This is a genomic window from Streptomyces sp. NPDC102406 (assembly GCF_044765725.1).
Taxonomy (GTDB): Bacteria; Actinomycetota; Actinomycetes; order Streptomycetales; family Streptomycetaceae; genus Streptomyces.
Map to the genome: position 1 here is coordinate 67,633 of NZ_JBIWKP010000005.1, position 11,351 is coordinate 78,983.

An 11,351-nucleotide genomic window follows, 5' to 3' on the forward strand; every position below is an offset into this window, starting at 1 on the left:
ACGGTCGGCCGCTTCGTAGGGTTCCCCGTATGGGCGAGCGCGAAGCTTTTGTAGAAACACACAAGGTCGGCCGCGCGAAGCAGCTCTCCCGTGAACGAAAGGGCCCCGCCGTGGCCAAGGCCAAGCGCCTCGTCGTGCTGGTCTCCGGATCAGGTACGAATCTTCAGGCACTGCTCGACGCCATCGCGGCTGAGGGGGCGGACGCGTACGGAGCGGAGATCGTCGCCGTCGGCGCGGACCGTGACGGCATCGCCGGTCTGGAGCGCGCCGAGCGCGCCGGGCTCCCGACCTTCGTGTGCCGGGTCAAGGACCACGCGACGCGCGAGGACTGGGACCGGGCCCTCGCCGACGCGACGGCCGCGTACGAGCCGGACCTGGTGGTCTCCGCGGGGTTCATGAAGATCGTGGGCAAGGAGTTCCTCGCGCGCTTCGGCGGACGGTTCGTGAACACGCACCCGGCCCTGCTGCCCAGTTTTCCCGGTGCTCACGGTGTGCGCGACGCCCTCGCGTACGGCGCGAGGGTCACCGGCTGCACCGTCCACTTCGTCGACGACGGCGTCGACACCGGCCCGATCATCGCCCAGGGCGTGGTCGAGATCGTGGAAGAGGACACCGACGACGGGGAGAGCGCTCTGCACGAGCGCATCAAGGAAGTCGAGCGCACGCTGCTCGTCGATGTCGTGGGGCGTCTGGCCCGTAACGGCTTCAGCATTGAGGGACGAAAGGTAGTTATCCCGTGAGCGACCTCGTGACCGCCGAGAGCAACAAGCGGCCCATTCGCCGGGCGCTGGTCAGCGTCTACGACAAGACCGGTCTGGAGGAGCTGGCGCGCGGGCTCCACGAGGCGGGGGTCGAGCTGGTGTCGACCGGCTCCACCGCGGCGAAGATCGCCGCCGCCGGGGTGCCGGTCACCAAGGTCGAGGACGTCACCGGGTTCCCCGAGTGCCTGGACGGCCGGGTGAAGACGCTGCACCCGAAGGTGCACGCGGGCATCCTCGCCGACCTGCGTCTGGAGGACCACCAGAAGCAGCTCGCCGACCTCGGCGTGAAGCCGTTCGAGCTGGTCGTGGTGAACCTGTACCCGTTCAAGGAGACCGTCGCCTCGGGCGCCTCCCCCGACGAGTGCGTCGAGCAGATCGACATCGGCGGCCCCTCGATGGTCCGCGCCGCCGCCAAGAACCACCCCTCGGTCGCCGTGGTCACCAGCCCGCGCCGGTACGCCGACGTCCTCGCCGCGGTCGAGGACGGCGGGTTCGACCTCACCACCCGCAAGCGGCTCGCCGCCGAGGCGTTCCGGCACACCGCCTCCTACGACGTGGCGGTCGCCTCCTGGTTCGCCGCCGACTACGCGGCGGCGGACGACAGCGGCCACCCCGAGTTCCTCGGTGCCACCTACGAGCGCAAGAACGTGTTGCGCTACGGCGAGAACCCGCACCAGGGCGCCGCCCTCTACGTCGACGGCACGGGCGGCCTCGCCGAGGCGGAGCAGCTCCACGGCAAGGAGATGTCGTACAACAACTACACGGACACGGACGCCGCGCGCCGTGCCGCGTACGACCACGACGAGCCGTGCGTCGCGATCATCAAGCACGCCAACCCGTGCGGCATCGCCGTCGCCTCCGACGTGGCGGAGGCCCACCGCAAGGCGCACGCCTGCGACCCGGTCTCCGCGTACGGCGGCGTCATCGCGGTCAACCGGCCGGTCAGCAAGGAGATGGCGGAGCAGGTCGCCGACATCTTCACCGAGGTCATCGTCGCGCCCGACTACGAGGACGGCGCCCTCGAAGCCCTCACCAAGAAGAAGAACATCCGCGTGCTGCGCGCCCCGAACGGCCCGTCCGCCGCGGCCGAGACGAAGCAGATCGACGGTGGCGTGCTGCTCCAGGTCACCGATCGCCTCCAGGCCGACGGCGACGACCCGGCGAACTGGACCCTGGCGACCGGCGACGCGCTGTCGCAGAGCGAGCTGGACGAGCTGGCGTTCGCGTGGAAGGCGTGCCGCGCCGTGAAGTCCAACGCGATCCTGCTCGCCAAGGACGGCGCCTCCGTCGGCGTCGGCATGGGCCAGGTCAACCGCGTGGACTCCTGCAAGCTCGCCGTCGAGCGGGCCGGTGAGGAGCGGGCGCGCGGCGCGTTCGCCGCCTCGGACGCGTTCTTCCCCTTCCCCGACGGTCCGCAGATCCTCCTCGACGCCGGGGTGAGGGCGATCGTGCAGCCCGGTGGCTCGATCCGGGACGAGCAGGTCGTGGAGGCCGCGAAGAAGGCGGGCGTGACGATGTACTTCACGGGGACGCGCCACTTCTTCCACTGAGGTACCCCTGCGTGCGAAGGGCCCGCCGGTCACGGCGGGCCCTCGTCGCACCATCGGGGAGGGCTCAGCCCTTCACCTGCACGACGACCACGCTCGCGACCTTGTCGTGCCAGCCCTGCTTGCGGCCGGACTTGTCCCAGAACGGGGAGAGGTAGACGAGCAGCGCGCCGATGCCGCAGGCGAAGCTGCCGACCGTCGGGATGACCCAGCGCAGGAAGCCGCCGCCGATGCCGGGCTTCGCACCGGTCTCCGCCTTCAGGACGCGGATGCCGACGGCCAGCTTGCCCAGCGTGGCACCGACGAAGGCGATCATCAGGACCTCGTAGAGCAGGACGAGGACCATGAAGAGCAGGGCGACCGGCAGGGTCGAGGACTGGAAGTCCGAGGTGGCGTCGTTCACGCACGAGTCGTACGTGGACGAACCGGCGTCGCAGGCCCGTACCGCGTCGAGGAAGTCCAGGAACTTCGGCGCCAGGAACACGAAGTACAGGATGCCGAACAGCACGCCGTCGATCAGGCGGGCCCCGAGTCTGCGGCCCATCGAGGCGAGCGGCGGGGCACCGGACGGCAGGCCGCCACCGGGCATCCCCGACTGCTGCGGGTGCTGCGGGTAGGCCCCGTAGGGCTGCGGCTGGCCCGGCTGCTGCGGATAGCCGTATCCCTGCGGCGGGACGCCCTGCGGCGCCTGCTGGCCGTACGGGTTCGGCTGCTGCGGTTGCTGACCGTAAGGGTTGTGCGGTTCGCCGTGACTCATGGCGAGATTCCTCCGGGGACGACGTCGGGGACGGCGCGGACCTGCGGAGGAAAAATACGGAAATACGGCCGCCTGAGCGGTTTGCCCCCCTGCCGCTGTCCGCGGTACTGCGCGGATCATGCTCCTGAATCGGACACGGTCCTGTCCAGAGGGCTGCCGAGCCGTTGTGCAAGTGCAACTTGGGTGAACCCGGGCCGCCCTGAAAGAATGGGCACCATGACCGCCCAGATTCTCGATGGCAAGGCCACCGCAGCCGCGATCAAGTCCGAACTGACCGTCCGCGTGGCGGCCCTGAAGGAGAAGGGGGTCACGCCCGGACTCGGCACCGTCCTGGTCGGCGAGGACCCCGGCAGCCAGAAGTACGTGGCAGGAAAGCACCGCGACTGCGCGCAGGTCGGCATCGCCTCCATCCAGCGCGAGCTGCCCGCCACGGCCACGCAGGAGGAGATCGAGGCGGTCGTCCGCGAGCTGAACGAGGACCCTGCCTGCACCGGCTACATCGTCCAGCTCCCGCTGCCCAAGGGCATCGACGAGAACCGCATCCTGGAGCTGATGGACCCGGCCAAGGACGCCGACGGCCTGCACCCGATGAACCTGGGCCGCCTCGTCCTCAACGAGCCGGCGCCGCTGCCCTGCACCCCGTTCGGCATCATCACGCTGCTGCGCAAGCACGGCGTGGAGATCAAGGGCGCCGAGGTCGTCGTCGTCGGCCGCGGCGTCACCATCGGCCGTCCGATGCCGCTGCTGCTCACCCGCAAGTCGGAGAACGCGACGGTCACCCAGTGCCACACCGGCACCCGTGACCTCGCCGCCCACCTCAAGCGCGCCGACATCGTCGTCGCCGCGGCGGGCGTGCCGCACCTGATCAAGCCCGAGGACATCAAGCCGGGCGCGGCCGTGCTCGACGTCGGTGTCTCCCGCGACGAGAACGGCAAGATCGTCGGAGATGTGCACCCCGGCGTCGCCGAGGTCGCCGGCTGGATCTCCCCGAACCCCGGCGGCGTGGGTCCGATGACCCGCGCCCAGCTCCTGGTGAACGTGGTCGAGGCCGCCGAGCGGAACGCCAGCGGTGTTCGCTGACACCTCCCGGGGCGCGAAGAAGCGGAGCACGCGGCGCTTCCCGTTGTGGACGCGGGACACCGCGCGCCCCGAGGGCGGTGGCCGCGCGGCCCCGAGCGACGCCCCCGCCCCCGCGCGCCAGTGGCCGCTGATCAGCGTCCTCGTCCTGGCCGGCCTCGGGCTGCTGATCACCGCGTTCGACCTGTTCCGCGTCGGCACGATCCTGGTGGGCGTCGCCCTGCTGGGCGGCGCGGTGATGCGCTGGATGCTGCCGTCCGTCGGCATGCTCGCCGTGCGCTCGCGCTTCACCGACATGGTCACGTACGGGCTTCTCGGCCTGGTCATCGTGGTGCTGGCGATGATGGCGCAGCCCGACCCCTGGCTCCAGATCCCCTTCCTCCAGGACACGCTGCACTTCACCGTGCGGTGACCGGCCGTCGCCGAGGGCGCCGGCGAACGGTGTCGAATGCACCCGTGCGCCCCCGGAGCGGGAACTGACATCCTGGCTACCCGCATCCCACTGGGTAGTCAGTGGGGGGCCGGGGCCGTAAGTGCGGCGCAGGGGGGCTCATGCGCGTACGGGGGATGAGGGGGAAGCAATGCCTCGTTGGAAGCCGCTGCCGGACGAACTCGACGCGGAGATCAAGGAGTTCGCCGGGCAGTTGCGCCGGCTTGTGGACCGCGGCGGGCTCGGGATCGCCGCGCTGGCGGACCGCACCGGGTACAGCAGGACGTCGTGGGAGCGGTATCTGAACGGGCGGCTGCTGGCACCCAAGGGCGCCGTCGTGGCGCTCGCCGAGGTGACCGGCACCGATCCCGTCCACCTGACCACGCTGTGGGAGCTCGCGGAGCGCGCCTGGAGCCGCTCCGAGATGCGCCACGACATGACCATGGAGGCCATACGGATATCCCAGGCGCGCGCGGCGCTGGGGGAGTTCGGCGGCCCGGCCACGCCCCCGGGCGGCGGCAGGAACGCGAGCGCGACCGCGGCCCGGGCCACCGGCGTCGCCGGCCCCGCGGGCGTCTCGCCGACCGTGCCTCCACAGGCGGCGGCGCCGCACATCGGCCAGTTCGGACCGGCGGAACCCGCCGCGACCCCGGCGGGCCCCGGCGGCGGACCGGGCAGGCGGCGGCTGTTCATGTTTTTCGCGGGGGCCGTCGGCGCGGCGCTCCTCGTGCTCGCCGCCTACGTCCTGACCGACAGCGGCGGCGGCACGAAGGAGAACGCGGAGCCCTCGCCCACCCCGACCACCAGCGCGGCCCCGCTGCCCGCGGGTGTCCGGTGCGTGGGCGCCGACTGCACCGGCAAGGACCCCGAGGCCATGGGCTGCGGCGGCGACCTCGCCGACAGCCCGACGCGGGCCGTCGTCGGCGCGGTCACCGTCGAGGTCCGCTACAGCAAGACCTGCAAGGCGGCCTGGGCACGCATCCAGAGCGCGTCCCCGGGCGACAGCGTGCGACTCGACACCGGTGCCAAGACGTCCAGGAAGGGCCTGGTCGGCGACGCGGACACGGACGCGTACACGCCGATGATGGCGGTGGGTTCGGCCTCCGAGGCGAAGGCGTGCGCCACGCTCGCCTCCGGCCAGAAGGGCTGCACCCCGTAGGGCCGCCTGCCTTCGGACCGGCTTTCCCGCACCGTGCATGGCCCCGGCCTTTCGGGGAAGGGGGACGGTACCCCCACGGGACGGTCACACGGTGACACCCACCGGCGGCCGCCGAAGCCCACTCCCCCGGGCCGGCGGCCGCACCCGTGTCCGGGCCCGCGCGTGACAACCCGGTCGCTCTGTGGGGTGAGCCACACGCACCGGTAGGTCCGCCGGGGGCGGGGCGCGATAGCCTGACGGCCGGATCTCTTGATGCCGAGAGATCGATCAAAAGACCTGCTGTCATACGGAGAACGCCATGACCCGCACTCCCGTGAACGTCACCGTCACCGGCGCCGCCGGCCAGATCGGCTACGCACTGCTCTTCCGCATCGCCTCCGGCCAGCTGCTCGGCGCGGACGTGCCGGTCAAGCTGCGCCTCCTGGAGATCACCCCGGCGCTCAAGGCCGCCGAGGGCACCGCCATGGAGCTCGACGACTGCGCCTTCCCGCTGCTCCAGGGCATCGAGATCACCGACGACCCGAACGTCGCCTTCGACGGCGCCAACGTCGGTCTCCTCGTCGGCGCCCGCCCCCGCACCAAGGGCATGGAGCGCGGCGACCTCCTGGAGGCCAACGGCGGCATCTTCAAGCCGCAGGGCAAGGCCATCAACGACCACGCCGCGGACGACATCAAGGTCCTCGTCGTCGGCAACCCGGCCAACACCAACGCCCTCATCGCCCAGGCCGCCGCGCCGGACGTACCGGCCGAGCGCTTCACGGCCATGACGCGCCTGGACCACAACCGCGCGCTGACCCAGCTCGCGAAGAAGACGGGCTCGACGGTCGCCGACATCAAGCGCCTGACCATCTGGGGCAACCACTCCGCCACCCAGTACCCCGACATCTTCCACGCCACGATCGGCGGCAAGAACGCCGCGGAGACCGTGAACGACGAGAAGTGGCTCGCGGACGAGTTCATCCCGACCGTCGCCAAGCGCGGTGCGGCGATCATCGAGGCGCGCGGCGCGTCGTCGGCCGCTTCGGCCGCCAACGCCGCCATCGACCACGTGTACACGTGGGTCAACGGCACGGCCGAGGGCGACTGGACCTCCATGGGCATCCCCTCGGACGGTTCGTACGGCGTGCCCGAGGGCCTCATCTCCTCGTTCCCCGTCACCACCAAGGACGGCGCGTACGAGATCGTCCAGGGCCTGGACATCAACGAGTTCTCGCGGGCGCGGATCGACGCGTCCGTCGCCGAGCTGGCGGAGGAGCGCGAGGCGGTTCGCGGCCTCGGTCTGCTCTAGCCTCCACCCTCTCTCGCGTCTGCCGCCCGCGGCGGGTCCCCGGACCCGCCGCGGGCGTTCGTGTGTGCGGACGGATCGCGCCCGCCCCACGCGCCCTCCCTACGCGCGATCCCGCAGACCGAGGCTGACCGCCGCCGTCGACAGCAGCGTCACCCCGCCGACCACGCCGAGCGCCAGCGACATGCCCGAGGAGAAGTCCCGCCCCGCGCCGCCCAGCACCGTCCCGGTGACGGCGACGCCGAGCGCCGCTCCCAGTTCGCGGGAGGCAGTGCCGAGACCGGAGCCGAGGCCCGCCTGGTGGGCGGGCAGGGAGGTCAGGACGCCGAGGGTGAGGGCCGGCATGCAGGCGCCGGTGCCGAAGGATATGACCAGGAGCCACAGGACGTAGACGCCGTACGGGGTGTGCGGCCCGGCCGTCGACGCGCCGAGCAGGCCGAGGCCGATCAGGGCGAGACCGGTGGTGACGACCGGCCGGGGCGTCGCCTGCCACCGCGCGGCGAACCTGGGCGCCAGCGCCATGCCCACCGTCACCGGCATGATCGCGACGCCGGTGAGCGCGGGACCGTACCCCTTGACGCCTTGCAGGTACTGGGAGTTGACGAAGAACAGGGCGAACAGGCCGAAGAAGCCCACCGCCATGCCGAGCGTCGCCGCCCGCAGCCGCGGGGAGCGGAACACGCGCGGGTCGAGGAGGGGCGCCGGGGAGCGCAGGGCGTGGGCGGTGAAGGCCGCCGCCAGGAGCGCGCCGAGCGCGAAGGCGAGCAGGATGCGGGTCGAACCCCAGCCGTACGACGGGCCCTCGATGACGCCGAAGAGGATCGCGAGCAGGGCCGTCGTGACGAGCAGGGTGCCCAACGGGTCCGGGTTGCCGCGGTCGACGCGCGGGGTGCGCGGGACGGCCCGCGCGACGGCCGCGGCGAGCAGCGCCGCGAGCGGGACCATCGCCCAGAACAGGGCGCGCCAGGACAGGAACTGGCCCGCGAGGCCGCCGCCCAGATTGCCGAGCGCGCCGCCGATGCCGAGCGCGAGGGCCCAGGCCGCCATGGCCCGGGCGCGGCGCTTGGGGTCCCCGGCGAGGTGGACCAGGAGCGACATGGTCGCCGGGGTGATCAGCGCGGCGCCGGTGCCGCAGATCGCGCGGCCCGCGATGAGGACACCGGGCGCGGTGGCGAGCGCGCTGGTCGCGGCGCCCGCGGCGAACAGGGCGAGGCCGGTCAGGAGCGCGCCCTTGCGGCCGTGGCGGTCGGCGGCGGCGCCCGCCGGGATCAGCAGGCCCGCGAACGCGATGACGTACGCGTCGACCGTCCACAGGATCTGGGTCGCCGAGGGGTGCAGGGACGACGAACCGAGCTGCGGGATCAGCAGGTTGATCGCGGCGACCATGCTCTGGGCGACCATCACGCAGGCGCAGAGCGTGGCCAGGGTGAGGCGGCCCAGGCGGGCCGGCCCGGCCGTCGCGGACGGGGGTGGGGAGGTCGTCGGGGCGGACGCGGGAGTGGGCGCGGACATGGCTCCTCCTCGGAGCTTCAGGGATGTCGGGAGCGGCACGGGGGTGTGGTGCGCGGCGCCCGCTCAACGTAGGGTCGGCCCCGGTCTGCTTTCCAGTGCAATGTGTGCAGAGGATGATTGCTTGTGGTGCAATCCGGCGACGGAGCTGCGGCGCGGCCGTCCGCGGCGATGGGACTCGACCTGAATCTCCTGGTCGCCCTCGACGTGCTGCTGGAGGAGCAGAGCGTGCGCGGCGCCGCCCGGCGCCTGCACCTGTCCGAGCCCGCGATGAGCCGCACCCTCGGCCGGGCCCGCAAGGCGCTCGGCGACCCGCTGCTGGTGCGCGCCGGGCGGCAGATGGTGCCGACGCCGTACGCGCTGTCGCTGCGGGCCGAGGTCGGGGCGGTGGTGGAGCGGGCCCGGGCACTGTTCGCGGCGCGCGGAGCGGTGGACCTGCGGTCGCTGACCCGGACGTTCACGGTCCACGGGAGCGATTCGCTCGCCGCGCTGCTCGGGCCCGCGCTGCTCTCCCGGGCCGCCGCCGAGGCGCCCGGCGTCCGGCTGCGCTTCCTCGGCGAGAGCCATCTGGACGCGCCGGTGCTGCGGGAGGGGACCGCCGACCTGGAGGTCGGCGTCATCGACACGGCGGCGCCCGAGGTGCGGATCGAGCCGCTGACCGTGGACCGGATGCTGGGCGCGGTGCGCGCCGGACACCCCTTGCTGGAGGGCGAGTTGACGCCTCGCCGGTTCGCCGAGGAGGCGGAGCACCTGACCGTGTCCCGGCGCGGGAAACTGCACGGTCCTGTCGACGAGGCGCTCGCCGGACTCGGGCTGCGGCGACGGGTGGTGGGCAGCGTGGGCTCGTTCCCGTCGTCGTTGTTCTTCCTGCGCGAGACGGACCTGGTCGGGCTCGTCGGCTCGTGGTGCCTGCCGATGACCGACGCGCTCGGCCTCGTCACCTTCCCGGTCCCGCTGGACCTGCCGCCGCTGCCGCTCGCTCTCGCCTGGCACCCGCGCCACGACGCGGACCCGGCGCACGCGTGGCTGCGGGAGTGCGTGCGCGACCTCATGCGCCCGGGGCCGGGAGCCACCGTCGCCGCCGTGTGACGGGGCACACTTTCGGCCATGGATCGCGCATGCTTTGCGACCCCCAGGGCAGGGACATCCGGCATCACGGCAGAGCGGACCGAGAGGCCGTCCGCCGTGCTCGGGGGAGCGAACCGGAACGGAAGGCAAAGCAGGACGTGTCAGTACAAAGCACCATCCATATCGGCGGAGAGTGGCGCGGCGCCGCCTCGGGAGCCACCCGCGCCATCCTCGACCCGGCGGACGCCACACCGTTCGCGGTGATCGCCGAGGGCGGTGCCGAGGACGCGGACGCCGCGATAGCCGCCGCGCGCCGCGCCTTCGACGAGGGCCCCTGGCCGAGGACGCCCGTCGCCGAGCGCGCCGCGCTGCTGCGTCGCGTCGCCGACCTCCTCGTCCGCGACCGGGAGCGGATCGGCCTCCTGGAGAGCCGCGACGCGGGCAAGACCGTCGAGGAGGGGCGCGTCGACGTCGACTGCGTCGCCGACGCCTTCCGCTACTTCGCGGACCTCGTCATCGGGGAGGGCCCCGGACGCGTCGTCGACGCGGGCTCCGAGGAGATCCACTCCGTCGTCGTGCACGAGCCGGTCGGCGTCTGCTCGATGATCACGCCTTGGAACTACCCGCTGCTGCAAGCGAGTTGGAAGATCGCCCCCGCGCTCGCGGCGGGCAACACCTTCGTTGTCAAACCCAGCGAGATCACCCCGCTGACCACGGTCGTCCTCGTCGAACTGCTGCTGGAGGCCGGGCTCCCGCCCGGCGTCGCCAACATCGTCACGGGCCCCGGCGCCTCGGTCGGCGCCCGCCTGGCCGACCACCCCGACGTCGACCTGGTCTCCTTCACCGGTGGCCTCGTCAGCGGCACCAAGGTGGCCCAGGCCGCCGCCGCGGGCGTCAAGAAGGTCGCCCTGGAGCTCGGCGGCAAGAACCCGAACGTCGTCTTCGCCGACGCCTGCGCGACCGAGGACGGCTTCGACACCGCCGTCGACCAGGCGCTCAACGCCGCGTTCATCCACAGCGGCCAGGTGTGCTCCGCGGGCGCCCGCCTCATCGTCGAGGAGTCCGTGCGCGAGCGCTTCGTCGCCGAACTCGCCCGCCGCGCCGAGAAGATCCGGCTCGGCCGCGGCACGGAGGACGGCGTGGAGTGCGGCCCGCTCGTCAGCGAGCAGCAGCGCGAGAAGACCGAGTCCTACGTCGCGTCCGCCCTCGCCGAGGGTGCCGTGCTGCGGTGCGGCGGCAAGCGGCCCGAGCCGAGCGACGTCAGGCCCGCCACCGGCTACTTCTACGAGCCGACCGTCCTCGACCAGTGCCACCGCGAGATGCGCGTCGTGCGCGAGGAGACCTTCGGGCCGATCCTCACCGTCGAGACGTTCCGTACCGAGGACGAGGCCGTCGCCCTCGCCAACGACACCGAGTACGGTCTCGCCGGCGCCGTGTGGACCACCGACGCGGGCCGCGCCCGCCGCGTCGCGGGCCGGCTGCGCCACGGCACGGTCTGGATCAACGACTTCCACCCCTACCTGCCGCAGGCCGAGTGGGGCGGCTTCGGCAAGAGCGGTGTGGGACGGGAGCTGGGCCCCGCGGGTCTCGCCGAGTACCGCGAGACCAAGCACATCTACCAGAACCTGGCACCGAAGCCGGTCCGCTGGTTCGCGGGCTGAGCCCGCCCCGCACCCCCCGCACCTCTACGCACCCCCGCACCTCTACGCACCCCCGCACTTCTACGCGCCCTTACGCGAAGTACCTTGCCTCGCCTTG

At 72.5% G+C, this 11,351-nt stretch carries 10 protein-coding genes; 8 read left to right on the plus strand and 2 right to left on the minus strand.

Annotated elements, in window-relative coordinates; translation table 11 throughout:
* Positions 1-110: 110 nt before the first annotated feature.
* On the plus strand, positions 111-740 hold the full coding sequence (gene purN / locus ACIRF8_RS21455; protein ID WP_404217509.1) for a phosphoribosylglycinamide formyltransferase: 630 nt from the start codon (positions 111-113) through the stop codon (positions 738-740).
* A gap of 8 nt (positions 741-748) precedes the next feature.
* Complete coding sequence (purH, locus tag ACIRF8_RS21460) at positions 749-2,311, plus strand: bifunctional phosphoribosylaminoimidazolecarboxamide formyltransferase/IMP cyclohydrolase (protein ID WP_404217511.1); 1,563 nt, start codon at positions 749-751, stop codon at positions 2,309-2,311.
* A gap of 64 nt (positions 2,312-2,375) precedes the next feature.
* On the opposite strand, the gene ACIRF8_RS21465 is transcribed toward purH, so the two are convergent.
* Positions 2,376-3,065: an RDD family protein gene (locus ACIRF8_RS21465; RefSeq protein WP_404217010.1), complete on the minus strand. Its 690-nt coding sequence runs from the start codon at positions 3,063-3,065 to the stop codon at positions 2,376-2,378.
* Between the two features lie 216 nt (positions 3,066-3,281).
* Here ACIRF8_RS21465 and ACIRF8_RS21470 point away from each other — a divergent pair, with 216 nt between their 5' ends.
* The 4 genes from ACIRF8_RS21470 (at position 3,282) to ACIRF8_RS21485 (ending at position 7,019) form a co-directional block, all read left to right on the plus strand.
* Positions 3,282-4,145, plus strand: a complete 864-nt coding sequence (locus ACIRF8_RS21470) for a bifunctional methylenetetrahydrofolate dehydrogenase/methenyltetrahydrofolate cyclohydrolase (protein WP_404217011.1) — start codon at positions 3,282-3,284, stop codon at positions 4,143-4,145.
* On the plus strand, positions 4,135-4,554 hold the full coding sequence (locus ACIRF8_RS21475; RefSeq protein WP_404217012.1) for a DUF3017 domain-containing protein: 420 nt from the start codon (positions 4,135-4,137) through the stop codon (positions 4,552-4,554). The genes ACIRF8_RS21470 and ACIRF8_RS21475 overlap by 11 nt, the downstream gene beginning before the upstream one ends.
* Positions 4,555-4,723: 169 nt before the next feature.
* Positions 4,724-5,731 carry an XRE family transcriptional regulator gene (locus ACIRF8_RS21480; RefSeq protein ID WP_404217013.1) on the plus strand — a complete coding sequence of 336 codons (1,008 nt, stop codon included), beginning with the start codon at positions 4,724-4,726 and terminating at the stop codon, positions 5,729-5,731.
* Positions 5,732-6,029: 298 nt separating this feature from the next.
* A complete protein-coding gene (locus ACIRF8_RS21485; RefSeq protein ID WP_399059219.1) occupies positions 6,030-7,019 on the plus strand; it encodes a malate dehydrogenase in 990 nt (329 codons plus the stop codon).
* A 99-nt stretch (positions 7,020-7,118) separates the two neighbouring features.
* Here the strand turns inward: ACIRF8_RS21485 and ACIRF8_RS21490 are convergent, their stop codons facing one another.
* A complete protein-coding gene (locus ACIRF8_RS21490; protein ID WP_404217014.1) occupies positions 7,119-8,528 on the minus strand; it encodes an MFS transporter in 1,410 nt (469 codons plus the stop codon).
* A 168-nt stretch (positions 8,529-8,696) separates the two neighbouring features.
* On the opposite strand from ACIRF8_RS21490, the gene ACIRF8_RS21495 reads away from it, so the two are divergent.
* Together ACIRF8_RS21495 and ACIRF8_RS21500 are read left to right on the plus strand one after the other, a co-directional pair.
* The gene (locus ACIRF8_RS21495; protein ID WP_404217015.1) at positions 8,697-9,614 is read left to right on the plus strand and encodes a LysR family transcriptional regulator; all 918 of its coding nucleotides are present in this window, start codon (positions 8,697-8,699) and stop codon (positions 9,612-9,614) included.
* A gap of 29 nt (positions 9,615-9,643) precedes the next feature.
* Complete coding sequence (locus ACIRF8_RS21500; RefSeq protein ID WP_404217016.1) at positions 9,644-11,254, plus strand: aldehyde dehydrogenase family protein; 1,611 nt, start codon at positions 9,644-9,646, stop codon at positions 11,252-11,254.
* The last annotated feature ends 97 nt before the right edge of the window (positions 11,255-11,351 follow it).

Excerpts from the sequence above, each read along its gene's own strand:
- ACIRF8_RS21465 (WP_404217010.1), bottom strand. The coding sequence starts at position 3,065 with ATGAGTCACGGCGAACCGCACAACCCTTACGGTCAGCAACCGCAGCAG.
- ACIRF8_RS21470 (WP_404217011.1), top strand. The coding sequence starts at position 3,282 with ATGACCGCCCAGATTCTCGATGGCAAGGCCACCGCAGCCGCGATCAAG.
- ACIRF8_RS21480 (WP_404217013.1), top strand. The coding sequence starts at position 4,724 with ATGCCTCGTTGGAAGCCGCTGCCGGACGAACTCGACGCGGAGATCAAG.
- ACIRF8_RS21485 (WP_399059219.1), top strand. The coding sequence starts at position 6,030 with ATGACCCGCACTCCCGTGAACGTCACCGTCACCGGCGCCGCCGGCCAG.
- ACIRF8_RS21490 (WP_404217014.1), bottom strand. The coding sequence starts at position 8,528 with ATGTCCGCGCCCACTCCCGCGTCCGCCCCGACGACCTCCCCACCCCCG.
- ACIRF8_RS21495 (WP_404217015.1), top strand. The coding sequence starts at position 8,697 with ATGGGACTCGACCTGAATCTCCTGGTCGCCCTCGACGTGCTGCTGGAG.
- ACIRF8_RS21500 (WP_404217016.1), top strand. The coding sequence starts at position 9,644 with ATGCTTTGCGACCCCCAGGGCAGGGACATCCGGCATCACGGCAGAGCG.